Source organism: Candidatus Planktophila versatilis, from assembly GCF_002288265.1.
Taxonomy (GTDB): Bacteria; Actinomycetota; Actinomycetes; order Nanopelagicales; family Nanopelagicaceae; genus Planktophila; species Planktophila versatilis.
This window is the reverse complement of sequence record NZ_CP016778.1, coordinates 245,664-262,987: the sequence shown is the minus strand read 5'-3', so window position 1 is coordinate 262,987 and position 17,324 is coordinate 245,664. Positions and strand designations below refer to the sequence as shown.

The following is a 17,324-nucleotide window of genomic DNA, read 5'->3' as shown; positions in this document are numbered from 1 at the left end:
GCGCCAGCGGCTACTTAACGCTGAAGGAGTAGCTGCCTTTGACTGGATGACCATCTACTGAGACCACACGGTAGGTAACCAAGTACGTGCCCTTCTTCAGGGTGCCCACGATCTTCGTCGTTGCTCGCACACCACTGACAATCGTTGGTGACTTATCAACGCGCTTTCCCCGTGAATCAGTAACTTTTAAAACATTGATTTTCTCTTTATCTAGCGTTAATAAAGTTTCGCCAAATTCAATCCACACAGATTTAGGTGACTGCGTCAGAATGGCGCTTTTCACGGGGTTTGTCCGTGCTATCTCGGCATGGGCGATTGCACTTGGCGCTGCGATATGAGAGATAACAAGGATCAAGGCCAGAAGTAAGAATGTGCTGGCAGACATCAAAGTGTCTAGAAATTTACTAGCTTTTATCCGATGTCCACGCATAATGTCATAGTACCTGCGAATCTAGACCTACCCACATCAGCAGGCATCTGGGAGAATTTCCATATGGCACGGCGTATCCCTGTAGATGTGAAGAATTACTACGACAATGCACCTTCACCTCATCGCCAGACGATGTTAGAGATGCGCGAGCGAATTCTGCAGATTATTCCTGAGGCCCAAGAGGTTGTCAGTTATGCCATGCCAGCCTTTAGAGTTGATGGCGAGGTTGTTGCAGGCCTACTGGCCAATAAGAAGCATGTCGGGTACTACCCATTTAGTGGATCTATCTTGAAGTTATTTCCAGAGGAGCTAGCAAAATTCACCACAACAAAGAGCGCGATTCACGTCCCAGTAGATAAACCTCTGACAAAGACCTTGCTTGCTAAGTTGATTAAGGCAAGGATTGCGCTATGAAAAAGTTATTGGCTACGACGATTTCAGCCGCCTTCCTTTTATCAGCATTTGCCCTACCTGCCACAGCCGCTGTGAAGGCCGGTGCAACGTGCTCGAAAGCAGGAACTACGAATACAAGTGCTGGTAAGAAGTTCACTTGTGTTAAATCAGGTAAGAAGCTGGTGTGGAATAAAGGGGTAGTCATAATTTCCTCAACGCCGACACAGGCACCCACCCCTAATCAATCTGGCGCGCCTGAGGAGCTTCCTGTGGTTTCGCTAGCTTCTGATTTCATTTCTGCATCTGAATGTAAATTAAATAAGGCAGGAAATAACCCAGATCTTTACACTGGATTTCCTAGAGAGCGAAAATATATTCCAGCAACCGGTGATCGAAAGTCCATCGTATTATTTGTTGATTTCCCAGATCTACCTGCAGATCAACGTGCAATTTCCGTATGGAAGCAGACTCAAGTGCCGTGGGCGGAAAAGGCTCTTGCTGCAATGAGTTACGGGAGATATAAACTCAAATACGAGTTGCAAGAAAAGTTTTATCGTATTTCAACTCCTTATGGCGCATACATAAAAAGTGAAGCCGGAAATGCGCCAGGTTCAATTCCTGCTCAAGCCCTAGAGACAAATAAACTACTCACTGATGCAATAGTCGCGGCTGACCCTGATATAGATTTCTCGAAATACGATTTTGTTAATGTAGTAACTCCCACATTTAAACCGAAAACTGAGGGTGGAGCATCTGGTGGGCAAGGTTTTAGTGCTGATGGAAGAACTTCGTTTCTGGCCACACTCGGTCCAATTGATGAATATTTAGATGACTCAACTAAGAAAAATTGGTTGCTTCATGAAACGGGCCATCTGCTTGGACTCAACCATATTTATGCCGGTGCAAGAGGGCCTGCGGGTTGGGATGTCATGGGCAATGTTTTCGGAATGGATGATTTCCTTGGATTCAACAAATACTTCCTAGGTTGGATCGAGGAAAACCAGGTTAATTGCATAAGCGCCAGCTCTAGCAAGGAGTCAATTCATCTCTTAACACCCGTGGGCACCACTTCCACAGGAACAAAGATTGCGATGATTAAAATTAGTCAATCTAACGGTGTGGTCGTAGAGCTACGAAGAAAAACTGAGCTCGATAATCTGTCAGAGGCGAATTCCGGTGTAATTGTCTACACGTTAGATACCAGTATTCCCGATAACCAGGGTGCTATAAACATTGTCTCCAACCCGACGAAATTTGGAAGCGATACAAGAAAAAATAGAGTGCTTCTTGGATCTATGGGCGTCGGAGAATCGACAATCACAAACGGATTCAAAATCAAGGTGATAAAGAGTGTTACAGCTGGCGCTTACGTATCAATTAGCAAGGCAAATTGAAGTAATGAAGAAAATTGGAATCTGGGCTCTAGCATTATTATGCCTTACTGCATTTCTTAATGCTCCAGCCAGTGCTGCTGTGAAGGCAGGTGCTGCTTGCTCAAAGGCAGGTTTAGTCAATACAAGTGCTGGTAAGAAGTTCACTTGTATTAAGTCAGGTAAGAAGTTGGTGTGGAATAAAGGGGTTGCTGTAGCAAAGCCGGCTGTTATTGCATCGCCTACTCCTTCTGTAACACCAGAGCCAGTTGTTGAGAAGCTGCCGGCTCTTCCTACCTCTTTCAGTGATTTGGAGGAGAACTTGGCAGGTATTCCATATGCCACTTGGCAGCAAATACAGAAGAATTTAACACTCTATAAATCAACGGATCTGAAGATTTCTTTCCTCTTTGGTCCGAATACTCCTGAGAGATATCCAAATCAATGGACAATCGATGCGGTCACTTTAGGTTCGCGAGTTATGGGCGGCCAAAAACAACCTGCAGAGGTGAAATTTGTTGAGTTTAATAAGCAAGATGTTTCCTGGGCCAGAACTGAAGCTAGTAAGTATGTAAGCCCATTTAATTTGGGAATTAACTACGCAGATCAGGCATCTGACAAATGTTCCGGTATAGATTGCGACGGTTCAGTGACAAACTTAACCACCGAAATTGCAATCGTGCTTGCAAGTGTCGCAACTCCTGTTACAAGATTCAATGTCCAAAAATTTAATGGCCAAAATGATTTGCACGAGTACACCCACGCCGTTCAACAAATGATTTTTAAGGGAAAGACAAGGACTCATCCAAATATGCAAATGCCTTGTTGGTACTCGGAAGGGCAACCGCAGGCAGTCTCAATCCCAACGCTTGCCAAGAGCGATGAGGACTACGTAAAAATTCGAAGGGGCTGGATTACTGACAATAAGTGGGTTCTCAAAGACTATGAACCCGAGACGATTCAAACATTTTTGAAAGAGAATATGCAGGCGCCTTGCCCCTCTAAAACATATTCAATGCTCTTTAGTCTTGGATACATCGTCATGGATGCCTTGGTTGCAGTTGGTGGTGTAGATAAAACTTTCGAAGTGCAAATTGAGCGGGCTGACGGTCTGACATTTGAAGAATCGTTCAAAAAGGCTTACGGAATCAGTTGGGATGAAGCATCCGTAGTGCTATCAAGGGTCGCATCGAAGGTGTACAAGGAAAATAAAAAATAATAAAACGTGGGCGGCGAGGGTTTCGAACCCCCGACATCCTCGGTGTAAACGAGGCGCTCTACCACTGAGCTAGCCACCCGGCTAATACTGCTTGCGAATACTACTTTAAATATACGAAAGTAGGAAAATCGTGCGTAAGAAGTGCGAGATTAGAGAGCTGCAATAGCAGTTTTGTAATCGCCATTGTTGCGAGCATCGCCTAGGCCTTGAACTACTGACCAGCGCACAATGCCTACTTTATCAATGATGAATGTTCCACGCAGTGCGCATCCAATATCTTCATTGAAGATCCCATAGGCCTTAGCTGCTGCGCCATGTGGCCAAAAGTCAGCCAAAACTGGGAATGTGTAACCCTCTTGTGCCGCAAAGATCTTCTGAGTGTGCATGGAATCGCACGAGACGGCAAGGACTTGCACGTTATCGTTTTCAAACGCTGAAATGTCATCGCGGATGGCGCAGAGTTCACCGGTGCAGGTGCCGGTAAATGAGAATGGAATAAAGACAAGAACTACATTCTTCTTACCCTTAAATGATGAGAGGGAAACCTTGCTGCCGCTCTGATCTTTTAGCTCAAAATCTGGGGCTACATCACCGATTGCAATTGTCATTGCGCGAATCTATCGCTTGCCCGCTTTTCGTGCCACTAGACGAGTTGCGGTCCAATCAGCTGCCACCGCTAAGGATGAAGTTTGGCTGAGTCCACATGTGGGCGCTGCATCTTGAATATCACTTGGCTCCACATGGCCAGTGCGACCAACCTTTGGAGTGAGCACCCAGATGGAACCGGTTTCAGAAAGATACGCCATGGCATCCATTAATTCATCTACGAGATCGCCATCATCTTCACGAAACCATAAGAGAACGGCATCAATGACTTCATTGGTGGAACCTTCAAGAAATTTGGTTCCAGTAATTTTCATGATCTCGCTGCGGAGAGCGGCATCACAATCTGCCCCATATCCCACCTCGAGGACGAGCTCTCCTTGAGCAAACCCCATGCGCATTGCCACGGGATAAGTCCACCGAATGTGACGAATATTTACAAGGGTTTCACCTGTACTTACCCTTCTTTTTTTGTGCTTGCACCCATTTTGGGCGAGAATACGGCCATGACTGAATTCGATGGATTCCCAGATCAGATAATCGATCAACTTGTAGATACGGATCCAGGTGAAACGGCAGAGTGGCAGGCCTCCTTCGACGCCGCCCTCACAGCAGCAGGTCCAGTCCGCGCCCGTTATTTGATGCTCTCCCTGCTTCGCCGGGCGCAAGAGAAGAACATCGGAATTTCCCAACTTCGCACCACTGATTACATCAACACAATCTCCCCAGAACACGAGCCAGAATTTCCTGGCGATGAAGTAATGGAACGTCGTATTCGCAGATTTAATCGCTGGAATGCAGCGATGGTGGTGCACCGCGCGCAGCGTCCAGGTGTGGGCGTCGGCGGACACATCTCTACCTACGCTTCATCTGCTTCCCTCTATGAAGTTGGTTTTAACCACTTCTTCCGCGGACAAGATCATCCTGGTGGCGGAGATCAAATCTTCTTCCAAGGTCACGCCAGTCCTGGAATGTATGCACGAGCATTTCTCGAAGGACGTTTTACTGAAAATCAACTCGATGGATTTCGCCAAGAACTCTCACACCAAGGCGGCGGATTATCTTCCTACCCACACCCACGTTTAATGCCAGAGTTTTGGCAATTCCCAACGGTGTCTATGGGTATTGGTCCGATTAATGCAATTTATCAAGCACGCTATAACCGCTACTTACATAACCGTGGCTTTAAAGATACAAGTGATCAAAATGTTTGGGCATTTTTAGGCGACGGTGAAATGGATGAGGTCGACACCATTGGCGCAATCGGTCTGGCCTCTCGCGAGAAGCTCGATAACCTCACCTTTGTTGTGAACTGTAACTTGCAGCGCCTCGATGGTCCGGTGCGCGGTAATGGCAAGATTATTCAAGAGCTGGAATCAATGTTCGGTGGCGCCGGTTGGAATGTGGTCAAAGTTGTCTGGGGCCGCGAATGGGATCCACTACTGGCACAAGATCGTGAAGGCGCTCTCGTTAATTTGATGAACACCACCCTCGATGGAGATTTCCAAACATTTAAGGCCGAAAGTGGCGCATTTGTTCGCGAACACTTCTTTGGTCGCGATCCACGCACTGCCGCAATGATCGCAGGTTGGTCTGATGATCAAGTCTGGGGACTCAAGCGCGGTGGCCACGACTATCGCAAACTCTTTGCCGCATACACCGCTGCGGTGCAGAAAAATGGAAAGCCAACCGTCATCCTGGCCAAGACCATTAAGGGCTGGACTCTTGGTTCGCACTTCGAAGGACGTAACTCCACTCACCAAATGAAGAAGATGACGCTGGAAGACATTATCGAATTCCGCGATCGCCTTAATATTCCGCTGACTGATGACAAGTTAGATAAATACACACCTTCTTACTACCGCCCACCAGCTGATTCACCTGAGATGAAATATCTGGAAGAGCGTCGCCGAGAATTAGGTGGATCAATTCCACGTCGTCGCAAAGTTTCAAAGCCTTTGCCACAGCCGGCAGATGAAGTCTATGAATCTGTGCGCCGTGGTTCAGGTCAGCAAGAGATTGCCACAACGATGGCATTTGTTCGTATGCTCAAAGACTTGGTCAAAGATCCAGGACTTGGCAGCCGCATCGTCCCGATCATCCCTGATGAGGCTCGCACATTTGGTCTTGATTCATTGTTCCCAACGCTAAAGATCTACTCCCCTCATGGTCAGCAATACATGGCGGTGGACCGCGAACTCATGCTCTCTTATAAGGAATCAACTACTGGCGTGATTTTGCACGAAGGAATTAACGAAGCGGGATCAGTTGCATCCTTTACCGCAGTTGGCTCTTCCTACTCCACACATGATGAACCAATGATTCCGATCTACATCTTCTACTCCATGTTTGGATTCCAGCGCACTGGAGATGCCTTCTGGGCCGCCTCTGACCAGTTAGTACGTGGATTCGTCATGGGCGCAACAGCCGGGCGCACCACCTTGAACGGTGAAGGCCTGCAACATGAAGATGGACATTCGCATCTGCTGGCTGCAACTAACCCAGCAGTGGTTGCATACGATCCTGCCTTTGCTTACGAAGTAGGCCATATCTTTAAAGATGGCCTGCGCCGGATGTATGGCGAGAACAGTGAAAATATTTATTACTACATGACTGTCTATAACGAGCCATACCTGCAACCAGAAGAGCCGGCAAACCTTGATCTTGAAGGTTTGCTCAAGGGAATTTATCTCTATGCACCTGCCTCAAAGCAGCGCAAGAAGAATGCTCAAATTCTGGCATCTGGTGTGGGAGTCAACTGGGCCATTAAGGCACAGAAGTTACTCGCCGAAGATTGGGGCGTTGCAGCCTCGGTCTGGTCTGTGACTTCCTGGAATGAACTTCGTCGTGATGGGCTAGAAGTAGATCGCCATAACATGCTCAATCCAAGTGATAAGAAGAGTGCCTACGTCCATGACAAGCTTGCTGGAACACCAGGGCCGGTTATTGCCGTCTCTGACTTCATGCGCGCGGTGCAGGACCAGATTTCACCATGGGTACCAAATCAATTCCACTCACTTGGTACCGATGGCTTTGGTCTTTCCGATACACGCGGTGCACTTCGTCGCCACTTTAAGGTCGATGCCGAATCAATTACGGTGGCAACACTTGCCGAGCTTGCTAAGGCAGGGGAAGTAAAAGAATCTGTTGTGCAAGAAGCTATCGATAAATACCGAATCTTTGATGTGCACGCTGCAGATGCCGGCAACACCGAAGGTTCTGGCTGAGCTAGCTCTCTCTGGCGCTCTCTTGTTTGAGAGCGCTTGTAAAGAAGATAGTTGCCAGCATCATTGCTGTTGGAATCATCATGGCAAGTGCGATTGATCCTGTGAACTGAATGGTCCAGGCAACAATCCATTTCACGGCAAAGGTAAGAACAGTATTTGTCACACCAAACTGACCCACCACCACAGCACTCGGTAACTTAGAACGACGATTTGCTGCAGCAAAAAAAGACGGTGCCACAAATGATGAGCCAAGGCCTGCCATTGCATAGCCAAGGATGAACAATGAGTAGGACCACCACGTCAGATTTGCCGGCAAATGCGTTGCCACAATAATGCAGCCACCAAAACCGATTCCGGCAAAGATAACTCCACGTTTGGCCCAAATCTGAATCGGTGCAAAATTAAGCAACCGAGCAATGAGGAGTCTGCCCACAATCATGGCGGCTGTGAAAACAATAAATGGCGCCGTACTCAGGCCCGCCGAGATATCTAGCCGCTCCTTGGGAAAGATTGTCCCCCAGTCACCGAGTGCAAATTCTAAATAGATCACACACGCCATACCAAGGCTGACTGGCCAATCAATTTCAAAAGAGGTAAAAATGTCTTTAATTGTGTAGTCATGATCAGTGCTTGTATTAGGTTCAAGCAGCACCGCTTTAAGTCGAATCACTATTGAAAGCATGATCACAGTAAGAAGAACAGAAAGGATGGTGATGTGGGTCGTAAGCGCCACCCGGCCTACTAATAGCCCGGAGAGGATTGATGTGGCAAGTGATCCCGCACTCCAGTAACCGGCTCCACTGGTGATTACATTGAGTTTTCCCCGTTCAAGGAGGTGAAAGCCATGTGAATTCAGGCAGACATGAACCGCAGTAATTCCGAAACCAAATGAAACATTAAAGAATAGAAAAGGCAGAGATGAGTTCACCTGTACCAATAAAGCTAGAGATGAAAACAGTAAAAGAATTGAAGTAATCGTGACCCGAAAGGCTCCGAATTTGTGGATGATATGCCCAACGGTGAGAAGTCCAAGAAATGCACCAATTCCACCTGTGCTCACAATCGAACCGAAAGCCCCATTATCTAATTGCAGATTGGCCTTTACCTCTGGAAAACGCGGGAGCCAGGCCATAATGCCAAAACCAAAACAAGCAAAGAGAGCATGAAGGAGTTTCTTCTCTTTGCTGTGGTCAATCACTGATGACATCAGAAAAGCGCGTTTGCTAATTGTGCTCGAGCTTTAATCACTCGTGGATCAGCAGGATCAACTAAAGCAAATAGTTCAAGGAGGCGATCTTTGACCATCTTCTGCTCATCCCCATCGAGGATCTGCACTAACCGCAACAACCTTTCAAAGCCTGGCTCAAGATATCCACTCATCACTTCCACATCGGCACACTGCATCTGAATAGAAATATCATCTGGGTTCTTCACCGCCGACTCCATGACTTGATGAGCATCAATGCCTTCGGTGCGAAGCAGAAGTTGCACTTGCGCAAGCCCAAGCTTTGCAAAATTATCGTTCGGTTTACGAGCAAGTAGTTTCTTGTATGCCGCTTCGGCGCTTTCATAATCTCCCTTATCAAGGGCGGCTAGCGCTTCATCTTCTTCTGGCTCCGAACTTTCTGCTGGCTCTTCACCGATTCCTTGCTTTGCGGCAATGGTGAGAATTTTGTTCATCACTTCCCGAAGTTGGGTTTCAGTCAGTGCTTGCTCAAGGAAAGGGATTGCTTGGCCTGCGATAAAGACAACGCCATAGGGAATCGTGCGCGCTTGCAGGGCTTGGGCAACAGGTGCCTGGGTGTCGATATCAACTGTTGCTAGCGCCCACTTTCCATTATCTGCCGCTTCCAGATTTGCCAGTGATCGAAGCACGGTGACAGATTCGGCAGAACGATTCGACCAACAGATGATTACTACTGGTTTCGTATTTGATAGTGGAAGTATCTCTGACTGCAGATTCTCAGTAGTGACAACTATTCCCGGCATCGCAATAGAAGTATCTGGCGCTGGTTTACCCAGTGAACTTAAATCTACTGCCTGAGAAAAATTAGGTGGCAAGCTCATTACTGAATCATGCCATCAACTCGTACATTGACGCCAGAATCGCGCCGGAAGGGCAAAACATCTGCAATATAAGCCTTTGCCGCAAATTCCAGTCCCACATCATGTCCTGCTTTTTCACTTAAGTACCAACGGTGCTCCAGCGTCTCATGAAAAAATTGAGCAAGTTCAATTCTTCCCTCGTGCTCTGGTGGAATCAAGTTAACTGTCGGTCTAAAAACTTCATCAAGCCATCTCTTGGCTGAATCTGCAACTGGCGGCTTAGGAGATTTTTCACGGCCTCGAAAGCGATCAAATGAGGCAAGTAGTCTTTTTGCTTGCAGCTCTTCTGTTTCTAGCCCAATTAGCTCGCGTAATCGATTCTTGTGATAACCGGCGGCGACAAGTTTGGGTTGAAAGACTAAGCGTCCTGCATCTTCGCCTTCTTCCATAGAAACTGAGACTTCTTCTACTGCAAAACCGAGGTCATGTAGCTGACGCATGGCACGTTCAACTGCGTGGCGATCAGTGGGATCAAGTACCTGGCGATCTTTTAGTGCAGACCACAGCCGGTGATACCGGTTGATAAGTGCGGTACTTGCGCGGATTGGGTCCATGCCCGGATAGAGAACACCCGATAGTTGTAGATCTTCTAACTCTGCCGCAACGTTAAAGTGGGCAATCTCTAAATCATGTTCGCGCTGTCCAGCCGTTAAAGTTTTTTGAAACTCACCCGTTTCCGCATCGACTAGATAGGCGGCATAGGCTTCAGCATCTCTGCGAAATAAAGTATTGGAAAGTGAACAATCGCCCCACCAGAAACCAAGCAGGTGCAGGCGCACCAGCAACAGCGCCAGTGCATTGGCCATCAGCGTTACTTCTTCACCAGTAACGTTCTTATCACTGAGTACAACGCGGTAGGGCAATGAGTACGGCAAGAACCTAGTGACGAGGGCGCAGGGAAGTTCTTCACCGTTGTTATCGGTGCGACCCTCAATGACGGCAATCGATTGAACGCTAGGAGAATTCAGATGTGTAAGCTCTCGCAAAATCTTGTATTCGCGGTTTGCAAACTCTGCCACCGTCTCTTTGACGGCATAGACCTCGGATTCGGGGTCATCGGTAGAGCGCACCAAGCGCACTACGTGGCGGGAGATGCCTCGTTTTTCGGCCAGCATCGGATCTTCTGGCCACTGCTCCAGTGGCAGGTTCCACGAAAGTCCAGTGACGGCAGCAATCTCTTCACCCAGTCCCGTTATTCGAAGCGCCATGGGAGTTATTCTCTCTTACGCTTTACAATAAAGCATGGCAATTTCAGAGCGAATGAAGCGAAAAGTCAAAGATTCACCAACTTCACAAGATTTTGGTGCAGCTGGAGCGCCGGTGGACCGCGCTCATCCATTTTATTTCGGATTTGTCGCAACAGTAGGTGCCTTAAGTGCATTTGTTTTAATGCGGGCACTTGCAAGTGCAAGTCAGGTATTTGTACTTATCATCGTTGCCCTCTTCTTAGCCATGGGTCTAAACCCAGCAGTTGAGGCTATTCGCAAGCGCGGCCTCTCACGTATTTCAGCCGTTGCCATAATCTTTGTATCGGTGCTAATCGCAGTCGTTCTTTTTGGCGCACTTATTGTTCCTCCGCTTATTTCGCAAGGCACGAACCTGATTGAGATAGCGCCATCACTGCTTAGCCAATTAAAAGATAACCCAGCAATCGCAAATATCAATGAAAACTACGGGATCATCGATACCCTAGAAAAAAGATTGAGCTCGGTCACTTCCGATGGCACGCTCTTGTTCTCTGCCTTCGGTGGAGTCGTTGGCGTTGGAAAGACTGTTCTTTCTGGCACCTTTACTGCACTGACAATTTTGGTGCTTACGCTTTACTTCATCACATCACTTAATCAGATGACTGGGCTCGGCCTTAAACTAGTTCCGGCCAGTCGTCGCCCGCGGGTGGCACTGCTCACCGATGCAATTATCGCTCGCGTGGGAGCATTTGTTGGAAGTCAGGTTTTAATCTCTTCCTTGGCTGCGATCTTTTTAACGATATTCGGAGTAATCCTGGGTCTTCCTTCGCCTGTGGCAATCGGAATCATTATCTTTGTCTGCGGGCTGGTGCCACTTATTGGACACTTCATCGGAGCTGCAATCTTCACCGTACTTGCCCTCACACAATCAGTGACAATAGGTATTGCAGCCTTCCTCGGATACATCATTTACGTGCAGATTGAGAATTACATTCTCACTCCTAAAATCATGAAGCGGACCCTGAACCTGCCAGGTGCGGTAACAATCATCGCCGCCCTCATTGGTACATCACTTCTTGGACTTGTTGGCGGGCTACTTGCAGTACCAATTGCCGCTTCCATAATCTTAATTCTGGAAGAAGTAGTTATCCCTCGCGCAGAAAAGTCTTAAATCTCAGTAGGTAGGGGTAATCGCTGCGGGGCAATGACCGCAACGATTTCACTTAAGACTCTATGCACAAATGGTTCACCTACCCATAGGTGTTTAGCGCCATCAACAGCGATCAGCTTGGTTTGCGGGATCACGCTAAAGCGCCTTCGTGCTTGCCCTGGCTTTAAGTAATCATCATGCTCGGGAATCAGTGCAACTACTGGTCTGCCATCAGCAGCCCAAAATTCAAGATCGCTATCCACAATCTCGAGCAAGGTGGGGCTCAGCAGTATCAAGCCCTTCACGCGCACATCACGGGCATGGCTAATTGCAATACTGGTTCCAAATGACCACCCAATAACCCATAACTCTTTGATGCCAAGAGTGTCAAAGCAGTATGCAATCATCGCTTCCACATCGTATTTTTCTGCGCGTCCATTGTCATAACTACCCGTGCTTGTCCCAGCTTCACTACTTGTTCCACGAGTGTTAAAGCGCACGACTGTAACTCCAGCCATTGTAGGTAATCGGTTAGCAGCCTTTTTATAGATGTGGCTATCCATCATTCCGCCACCCGTTGGGTTGGGGTGGCAACATAAAATTGCAGTTGTTGGATTAGAAATCGGAGTAGCAACTTCTCCTACAAGTGTTTGGCCATCAGCGGTAAGCACAGTAAATGGCGTGCGCGTTGCGGCAAGCACGGTGCTGGGGCGGATTGGCTCGGACATTGGTGTGAGTCTACTTCGACTTAGTAACGGGGCGCATTGCGCGTGCGTTCAGTGCGCGGGCCACGATTATTTCGCTTACTCCAGCAGGCATTATGCCAATGCCTGCGATTATCTTCTTCGCCATCTAGCCAGGCAACGGTATGTGGCGTTGCCATCGGGATCAGTTGATCACAACCAGGGCAGCGATATGGTTTATTTGCAGATGAACCGGTTAATTTACGAACAGTCCATAAACCATTTTCATCTTCTTCGAAACTTTGATTGGAAGGATTAATCTCACGGTCTTCATCGTTATTCTTCGGCCGACGATTCTTCGGGTAGTTCTTACGTGGGCTCATGGCTTCATTTTCTCGCACTTTGCCCCACAAAGTGAGAAGATGACACTATGAGCAAGGTCATCAGCGTTTCCCAGCTCCATAAGAAATATGGCCAGACGCAGGCAGTCGATGGGCTTGACCTTGAAATCGAACAGGGCGAAATCTTCGCACTTCTTGGGCCTAATGGCGCTGGCAAGACCACGACGGTGGAGATACTCGAGGGATTTCGTGATCGCGATTCCGGTGATGTGAAAGTTCTCGGTTTTGACCCAGCAACTAAAGGCAGCGCCGGACAAGGATGGCGTGATCGCATCGGCATTGTTCTTCAATCAACTCAAGATGCCGGCGACTTAACTGTCTATGAGTCCGTCTCGCACTTTGCCACTTATTACAAGAATCCGAAAGATGCCCGCGAGGTAATTGAATTAGTGGGACTCACAGAGAAATCTGATGCTTTAGGTCGCACACTTTCTGGTGGGCAGCGACGTCGCCTAGATGTCGCACTGGGAATTATTGGTAGTCCGGAACTAATCTTTTTAGATGAGCCCACTACAGGTTTTGATCCGGAAGCGCGTAGAGCATTCTGGAATTTGATTCGCACCTTGCGCGATGAAGGCGCCACCATCGTTCTTACCACTCACTACCTTGATGAAGCAGAAGCACTGGCAGATCGGGTGGCAGTCATTATCAAGGGACGGATTGTTGAAATCGCACCACCTGCAGAACTTGGCGGGCGCGCAACATCACTTGCCACTATTTCCTGGCGAGATGGTGCACAAGTGCGCAGTGAGAAGAGTGCCAACCCCACTGAACGCGTCACGGAGCTAGCGGCCCAATTTGGTGGAGAAATTCCAGAGCTGAGCATTAAGCGAGCATCACTAGAAGATATCTACCTGGAAATGATTGGTGGTCACGATGAATAAGCCCACCGCGCTCTCCATTGGTATGCAGCGAGGCAAGTTAGAGATTAAACAATTTATGCGACAGCGTGAATCAGTTGTCTTCACCATGTTATTCCCACTCATCTTGCTTGCCATCTTTGGATCAGTATTTTCTAACACGATCGCCGACGGTGTTACCTTTAGTCAATATTTTGTGGCGGGAATGATTGCATCAGGACTTGTTAATACGGGTTTTCAGCAACTAGCAATCATGATTCCGATGGAGCGCGACTTTGGAACGCTCAAGCGACTACGTGGAACTCCGATGCCAGCAAGTAGTTACTTCCTTGGAAAAGCCATCCTTGTCACTGTCAGCATGCTGGTGCAAGTAGCGCTCTTATTGGCTGCTGGCGTTGCCTTCTTTGGCGTTAACCTGCCGCAGAGCGCTGATAAATGGTTGCTCTTAGCTGCTCTACTAATTCTTGGCAGTGCATGTTCAACGGTGCTGGGAATTGCATTCTCCAATGTTCCTAAATCTGGCCGTGGTGCATCTGCCGTCGTCTCCCCCGTTGTAATAGTTCTGCAATTCTTCAGTGGCGTCTTCTTTGTCTTTACCGATCTGCCGCAGTGGATGCAGCAAGTTGCCGCAATCTTTCCACTCAAATGGATGACCCAAGGCGCCCGTTCAGTCTTCTTACCTGACTCATTTGCTACGCGTGAAGTTGCCGGCAATTGGGAAACTGGGCGCACCTTTGCCATTATTACCGCATGGCTCGTACTGGGATTAATCTGGGCAATTCGCAGTTTCAAGTGGGAGCGCGACTGAAAAAGTCAGCACTTGTACTTGCGCTCTGCCTTGCCTTTGCCGCAACCAGTGCCGACGCTGCAACTAAGAAGCCAACACCAACGCCGACAGCCAAGGCGAGTGTGAAGGCTTCACCAAAGGCCACTGCTAAGCCAACTACAAAGCCAAAGCCCACAGCTAAAGCAACAGCAACACCCAAAGCGACGGTAACGACATCTACGACAACTGCTAAACCCACCGTCTCGGCTAAACCAAAGCCAAAACCAAAACCCAAGCCAAAGCCTCGAAAGAAGATAAGGCTTACTCCGTCACCGAAACCAAAGTGGCCACCGGTGGACTTTGAGTTTGAATCAGGAATCTATGCCAAGGTGCCGACAAGCAAAGAGTTGGTGAGCGTTATCTCGGCAAAGACCAATCTGGCTTCCCAAGTGAAGGCATGCAGCGAATTTGTTTGTGGCGCAGTCCAGGTTGCCGCCGAAACTGGATGCGTGTGGTGGGAAGTTAATTCTCAGGTCCTATCTAAAGAGGGCGTCATACTTGGTGACTTGCGCACAATATCAACGCCTAGCGCAGTTAAAGAGATTAAGACCATTCTCTTAATCTCACCAGAACCCATTGAAACTCTTGAATACATCAGCAATATTGAAGTGATTTGCCATCAAGATCCACGACCTGAAGGAGCATCGGCTGCTACATATACAAAGGTGGTCGAGTAAATGCTCGGTGGCGTCAACAATCAGCTCTTTTTAATGAGTCTTGCCGGATTTCCGGTTGTCTTATTCCTCATTTTCATTTTAAAGTGGACCTCGGCTAAAGGTAAGTCGCTAGTCGAACGCAGCCCATCGATTGGTTCAGAAGATGAATACGGAACTCTCGTTGCGGTCGCAGAGCCAAATAATCACATTGAAGGCGAAATACTGCGTCAGAAATTAATCGCAGTTGGAATTAAGGCGACACTTGCGCAGACAAAGCAAGGTCCTCGGTTGTTTGTATTTCCGAAGGAAGAGAGCGCTGCCAGGGCGCACTTGAAAAGCTTTAACTAGCGATTTGCTCCAGGAACCCAGAGCTGATCGCCAATCTCTTTATTTGCATGGCGAGCAAGAACGAAGAGTAAATCCGAACAACGGTTGAGGTACTTGGCGGTGAGTGGATTTACTCCCCCACCGAATGCGTGGATAGCAGCCCAGGTGCAACGCTCTGCGCGACGCACCACTGTGCGGGCGACATGAAGGTGAGCCGCAGCAGATGTTCCAGAAGGCAATACAAATGAGCGCAACGCTTCCAGATCTGCGTTGTATTTATCAATCTGTTCTTCTAGGTAGACAATTTGAGATTCAAGCACGCGAAGTGGTTCAAATGCAGGTGCGTCAACGACAGGTGTGCAGAGGTCTGCTCCCACATCGAACATATCATTTTGGATTCGCACCAATAGCGCGCGAACATCATCGGCTAATTCATCAGTTGCGAGCACAACACCGATTGTGGAGTTTGCTTCATCAACAGTTGCATATGCTTCTAGGCGAGGGTCATTTTTTGATGTGCGGCTCATATCTCCAAGGGATGTAGTTCCGTCATCGCCGGTCTTTGTGTAAATACGCGTTAAATTAACCATGTGCCTAGCCTATAAGTAGACTTCGGATATGGCATCTTCGTCCCACGACCGCTTCCGGATCACCGGTGGCAGCCGCCTGGTCGGTGAAGTATCGGTCACAGGAGCCAAGAATTCCGTCCTTAAACTGATGGCTGCTTCGCTTTTAGCCGTTGGAAAATCGACCATCCGCAATGTTCCAGATATTGCCGATGTGGAGATCATGTCTGATTTGCTCACACGTCTTGGTTGCACCGTTGTTCACACCGCCGACACTGTCACGATTGATGTTCCAGCTACTCCATTGCATCGCGCAGATTATGACCTCGTGCGCAAGATGCGAGCATCAATTAACGTGCTCGGCCCACTTGTTGCGCGAGTTGGAAGAGCAGAAGTTGCACTTCCTGGCGGGGATGCAATTGGCTCACGCGGCCTTGATTTTCATATTAAAGGTCTTGAATCACTTGGCGCCAAAGCACATGTCCAACATGGCTACATAGTTGCCGAGGCTCCGAATGGACTTTCAGGCACCTCTATAGATTTAGATTTCCCATCAGTGGGTGCAACCGAGAACCTCATGACCGCAGCCGTTCTAGCAAATGGTGTGACAACTATTGATAACGCCGCCCGCGAACCTGACCTTGTCGATCTCGGTGAATTCCTGATTGGCATGGGGGCAAAAATTGATGGGCTTGGTTCGCCAACAATTACTATCACTGGCGTTAAAGAACTCAAGCCAACTGACCACACCACGATTACCGATCGCATCATCGCTGGAACGTGGGCCTTTGCCGCCGCAATGACGCAAGGTGATATCACTATTCATGGTGGTCGCGCCGATCATATGGAAGTTATGCTTGAAAAGCTCACAACAGCCGGGGCAATCATCACCTCAACTAAAGATGGATTTCGCGTGCAGATGAATCAACGACCACAAGCAATTGACGTGGCAACCCTGCCCTACCCAGGATTTGCAACAGATCTCCTGCCATTTATTATCGGAATGAACGCAATTGCAGATGGCCATTCAATTGTCACTGAAAATGTCTTTGAATCCCGCTTTATGTTCGTCAACGAACTAGTGCGATTAGGTGCTCAAATCACCGTAGATGGCCACCACGCCTCTATCGATGGTATCCCACAGCTATCTGGCGCCCCAGTTGAAGCAACCGATATCCGCGCAGGTGCAGGCCTTGTATTGGCAGCGTTGGTTTCAGAAGGTGAAACAACAGTCGATGGCGCTTTCCACATTGATCGTGGATATCCTAACTTTGCTGAGCAGTTGGTGAGCTTGGGTGCGAAAGTTACTCGCGAATAGTT

At 48.3% G+C, this 17,324-nt stretch carries 19 protein-coding genes and 1 tRNA gene; 10 read left to right on the top strand and 10 right to left on the bottom strand.

Annotated elements, in window-relative coordinates; all coding sequences use genetic code 11:
* Positions 1–10: 10 nt before the first annotated feature.
* Complete coding sequence (locus tag A1sIIB76_RS01335; protein WP_223298780.1) at positions 11–385, bottom strand: copper resistance CopC family protein; 375 nt, start codon at positions 383–385, stop codon at positions 11–13.
* 108 nt (positions 386–493) lie between these two features.
* Here A1sIIB76_RS01335 and A1sIIB76_RS01330 point away from each other — a divergent pair, with 108 nt between their 5' ends.
* From A1sIIB76_RS01330 to A1sIIB76_RS01315, 3 genes are read left to right on the top strand one after another with little or no spacing between them, the layout of a single operon-like run.
* A complete protein-coding gene (locus tag A1sIIB76_RS01330) occupies positions 494–844 on the top strand; it encodes an iron chaperone (protein WP_190286247.1) in 351 nt (116 codons plus the stop codon).
* The gene (locus tag A1sIIB76_RS01325; RefSeq protein ID WP_095696776.1) at positions 841–2,217 is read left to right on the top strand and encodes a metallopeptidase domain-containing protein; all 1,377 of its coding nucleotides are present in this window, start codon (positions 841–843) and stop codon (positions 2,215–2,217) included. Before A1sIIB76_RS01330 ends, A1sIIB76_RS01325 begins: the two co-directional genes overlap by 4 nt.
* A 4-nt stretch (positions 2,218–2,221) precedes the next feature.
* Positions 2,222–3,412 (top strand): hypothetical protein, encoded by a 1,191-nt coding sequence (locus tag A1sIIB76_RS01315; protein WP_190286246.1) that lies wholly within the window; start codon positions 2,222–2,224, stop codon positions 3,410–3,412.
* A gap of 7 nt (positions 3,413–3,419) precedes the next feature.
* On the opposite strand, the gene A1sIIB76_RS01310 is transcribed toward A1sIIB76_RS01315, so the two are convergent.
* From A1sIIB76_RS01310 to A1sIIB76_RS01300, 3 genes are all read right to left on the bottom strand, one after another.
* Positions 3,420–3,491, bottom strand: a tRNA-Val gene (locus A1sIIB76_RS01310).
* Positions 3,492–3,561: 70 nt separating this feature from the next.
* The gene (locus A1sIIB76_RS01305) at positions 3,562–4,020 is read right to left on the bottom strand and encodes a peroxiredoxin (RefSeq protein ID WP_095696774.1); all 459 of its coding nucleotides are present in this window, start codon (positions 4,018–4,020) and stop codon (positions 3,562–3,564) included.
* Positions 4,021–4,029: 9 nt separating this feature from the next.
* Positions 4,030–4,410, bottom strand: coding sequence for a DUF3052 domain-containing protein (locus A1sIIB76_RS01300; protein WP_095675455.1), 381 nt, complete (start codon positions 4,408–4,410; stop codon positions 4,030–4,032).
* A 111-nt stretch (positions 4,411–4,521) separates the two neighbouring features.
* Between A1sIIB76_RS01300 and aceE the strand changes: the two genes are divergently transcribed.
* Positions 4,522–7,242, top strand: coding sequence for a pyruvate dehydrogenase (acetyl-transferring), homodimeric type (aceE, locus tag A1sIIB76_RS01295; RefSeq protein ID WP_095696773.1), 2,721 nt, complete (start codon positions 4,522–4,524; stop codon positions 7,240–7,242).
* A gap of 1 nt (position 7,243) precedes the next feature.
* On the opposite strand, the gene A1sIIB76_RS01290 is transcribed toward aceE, so the two are convergent.
* The 3 genes from A1sIIB76_RS01290 to A1sIIB76_RS01280 are packed head-to-tail and all read right to left on the bottom strand — an operon-like array spanning position 7,244 to position 10,556.
* Positions 7,244–8,449, bottom strand: coding sequence for an MFS transporter (locus tag A1sIIB76_RS01290; protein ID WP_095696772.1), 1,206 nt, complete (start codon positions 8,447–8,449; stop codon positions 7,244–7,246).
* Positions 8,449–9,309, bottom strand: a complete 861-nt coding sequence (locus tag A1sIIB76_RS01285; protein WP_095696771.1) for a co-chaperone YbbN — start codon at positions 9,307–9,309, stop codon at positions 8,449–8,451. The genes A1sIIB76_RS01290 and A1sIIB76_RS01285 overlap by 1 nt, the downstream gene beginning before the upstream one ends.
* Complete coding sequence (locus tag A1sIIB76_RS01280; RefSeq protein ID WP_095696770.1) at positions 9,309–10,556, bottom strand: DUF4032 domain-containing protein; 1,248 nt, start codon at positions 10,554–10,556, stop codon at positions 9,309–9,311. The genes A1sIIB76_RS01285 and A1sIIB76_RS01280 overlap by 1 nt, the downstream gene beginning before the upstream one ends.
* Positions 10,557–10,590: 34 nt before the next feature.
* On the opposite strand from A1sIIB76_RS01280, the gene A1sIIB76_RS01275 reads away from it, so the two are divergent.
* The gene (locus tag A1sIIB76_RS01275) at positions 10,591–11,706 is read left to right on the top strand and encodes an AI-2E family transporter (RefSeq protein ID WP_095696769.1); all 1,116 of its coding nucleotides are present in this window, start codon (positions 10,591–10,593) and stop codon (positions 11,704–11,706) included.
* Here A1sIIB76_RS01275 and A1sIIB76_RS01270 read toward each other — a convergent pair.
* Both A1sIIB76_RS01270 and A1sIIB76_RS01265 read right to left on the bottom strand, forming a co-directional pair.
* Positions 11,703–12,413, bottom strand: a complete 711-nt coding sequence (locus A1sIIB76_RS01270) for an alpha/beta hydrolase (protein ID WP_095696768.1) — start codon at positions 12,411–12,413, stop codon at positions 11,703–11,705. The two genes, A1sIIB76_RS01275 and A1sIIB76_RS01270, sit on opposite strands and share 4 nt — an antisense overlap.
* Before the next feature lie 20 nt (positions 12,414–12,433).
* Positions 12,434–12,751, bottom strand: coding sequence for a hypothetical protein (locus A1sIIB76_RS01265; protein WP_095674443.1), 318 nt, complete (start codon positions 12,749–12,751; stop codon positions 12,434–12,436).
* Between the two features lie 47 nt (positions 12,752–12,798).
* Between A1sIIB76_RS01265 and A1sIIB76_RS01260 the strand changes: the two genes are divergently transcribed.
* Genes A1sIIB76_RS01260 through A1sIIB76_RS01245 form a run of 4 tightly spaced genes read left to right on the top strand, consistent with a single transcriptional unit; the run spans position 12,799 to position 15,459 of the window.
* Positions 12,799–13,653 carry an ABC transporter ATP-binding protein gene (locus A1sIIB76_RS01260; RefSeq protein WP_095674442.1) on the top strand — a complete coding sequence of 285 codons (855 nt, stop codon included), beginning with the start codon at positions 12,799–12,801 and terminating at the stop codon, positions 13,651–13,653.
* Positions 13,646–14,437 carry an ABC transporter permease gene (locus A1sIIB76_RS01255; RefSeq protein ID WP_095696767.1) on the top strand — a complete coding sequence of 264 codons (792 nt, stop codon included), beginning with the start codon at positions 13,646–13,648 and terminating at the stop codon, positions 14,435–14,437. Before A1sIIB76_RS01260 ends, A1sIIB76_RS01255 begins: the two co-directional genes overlap by 8 nt.
* Entirely contained in the window at positions 14,380–15,132 is a 753-nt protein-coding gene (locus A1sIIB76_RS01250) for a hypothetical protein (RefSeq protein ID WP_223298779.1), read from the top strand. The genes A1sIIB76_RS01255 and A1sIIB76_RS01250 overlap by 58 nt, the downstream gene beginning before the upstream one ends.
* Complete coding sequence (locus tag A1sIIB76_RS01245) at positions 15,133–15,459, top strand: hypothetical protein (RefSeq protein WP_095696766.1); 327 nt, start codon at positions 15,133–15,135, stop codon at positions 15,457–15,459. It begins immediately after the preceding gene.
* Here the strand turns inward: A1sIIB76_RS01245 and A1sIIB76_RS01240 are convergent.
* Complete coding sequence (locus A1sIIB76_RS01240) at positions 15,456–16,028, bottom strand: cob(I)yrinic acid a,c-diamide adenosyltransferase (RefSeq protein WP_095674439.1); 573 nt, start codon at positions 16,026–16,028, stop codon at positions 15,456–15,458. The two genes, A1sIIB76_RS01245 and A1sIIB76_RS01240, sit on opposite strands and share 4 nt — an antisense overlap.
* A gap of 28 nt (positions 16,029–16,056) precedes the next feature.
* Here A1sIIB76_RS01240 and murA point away from each other — a divergent pair, with 28 nt between their 5' ends.
* The gene (gene murA / locus A1sIIB76_RS01235; protein ID WP_095696765.1) at positions 16,057–17,322 is read left to right on the top strand and encodes a UDP-N-acetylglucosamine 1-carboxyvinyltransferase; all 1,266 of its coding nucleotides are present in this window, start codon (positions 16,057–16,059) and stop codon (positions 17,320–17,322) included.
* Positions 17,323–17,324 lie beyond the last annotated feature (2 nt).

What these genes read in the sequence shown, in the direction of transcription:
- aceE (WP_095696773.1), top strand. Translation starts at nt 4,522, where the DNA reads ATGACTGAATTCGATGGATTCCCAGATCAGATAATCGATCAACTTGTA.
- A1sIIB76_RS01270 (WP_095696768.1), bottom strand. Translation starts at nt 12,413, where the DNA reads ATGTCCGAGCCAATCCGCCCCAGCACCGTGCTTGCCGCAACGCGCACG.
- A1sIIB76_RS01290 (WP_095696772.1), bottom strand. Translation starts at nt 8,449, where the DNA reads ATGTCATCAGTGATTGACCACAGCAAAGAGAAGAAACTCCTTCATGCT.
- A1sIIB76_RS01275 (WP_095696769.1), top strand. Translation starts at nt 10,591, where the DNA reads ATGGCAATTTCAGAGCGAATGAAGCGAAAAGTCAAAGATTCACCAACT.
- A1sIIB76_RS01335 (WP_223298780.1), bottom strand. Translation starts at nt 385, where the DNA reads ATGTCTGCCAGCACATTCTTACTTCTGGCCTTGATCCTTGTTATCTCT.
- A1sIIB76_RS01305 (WP_095696774.1), bottom strand. Translation starts at nt 4,020, where the DNA reads ATGACAATTGCAATCGGTGATGTAGCCCCAGATTTTGAGCTAAAAGAT.
- A1sIIB76_RS01285 (WP_095696771.1), bottom strand. Translation starts at nt 9,309, where the DNA reads ATGAGCTTGCCACCTAATTTTTCTCAGGCAGTAGATTTAAGTTCACTG.
- A1sIIB76_RS01280 (WP_095696770.1), bottom strand. Translation starts at nt 10,556, where the DNA reads ATGGCGCTTCGAATAACGGGACTGGGTGAAGAGATTGCTGCCGTCACT.
- A1sIIB76_RS01245 (WP_095696766.1), top strand. Translation starts at nt 15,133, where the DNA reads ATGCTCGGTGGCGTCAACAATCAGCTCTTTTTAATGAGTCTTGCCGGA.
- A1sIIB76_RS01300 (WP_095675455.1), bottom strand. Translation starts at nt 4,410, where the DNA reads ATGGGGTTTGCTCAAGGAGAGCTCGTCCTCGAGGTGGGATATGGGGCA.
- murA (WP_095696765.1), top strand. Translation starts at nt 16,057, where the DNA reads ATGGCATCTTCGTCCCACGACCGCTTCCGGATCACCGGTGGCAGCCGC.
- A1sIIB76_RS01255 (WP_095696767.1), top strand. Translation starts at nt 13,646, where the DNA reads ATGAATAAGCCCACCGCGCTCTCCATTGGTATGCAGCGAGGCAAGTTA.
- A1sIIB76_RS01260 (WP_095674442.1), top strand. Translation starts at nt 12,799, where the DNA reads ATGAGCAAGGTCATCAGCGTTTCCCAGCTCCATAAGAAATATGGCCAG.
- A1sIIB76_RS01250 (WP_223298779.1), top strand. Translation starts at nt 14,380, where the DNA reads ATGGCTCGTACTGGGATTAATCTGGGCAATTCGCAGTTTCAAGTGGGA.
- A1sIIB76_RS01330 (WP_190286247.1), top strand. Translation starts at nt 494, where the DNA reads ATGGCACGGCGTATCCCTGTAGATGTGAAGAATTACTACGACAATGCA.
- A1sIIB76_RS01240 (WP_095674439.1), bottom strand. Translation starts at nt 16,028, where the DNA reads ATGGTTAATTTAACGCGTATTTACACAAAGACCGGCGATGACGGAACT.
- A1sIIB76_RS01315 (WP_190286246.1), top strand. Translation starts at nt 2,222, where the DNA reads ATGAAGAAAATTGGAATCTGGGCTCTAGCATTATTATGCCTTACTGCA.
- A1sIIB76_RS01265 (WP_095674443.1), bottom strand. Translation starts at nt 12,751, where the DNA reads ATGAGCCCACGTAAGAACTACCCGAAGAATCGTCGGCCGAAGAATAAC.
- A1sIIB76_RS01325 (WP_095696776.1), top strand. Translation starts at nt 841, where the DNA reads ATGAAAAAGTTATTGGCTACGACGATTTCAGCCGCCTTCCTTTTATCA.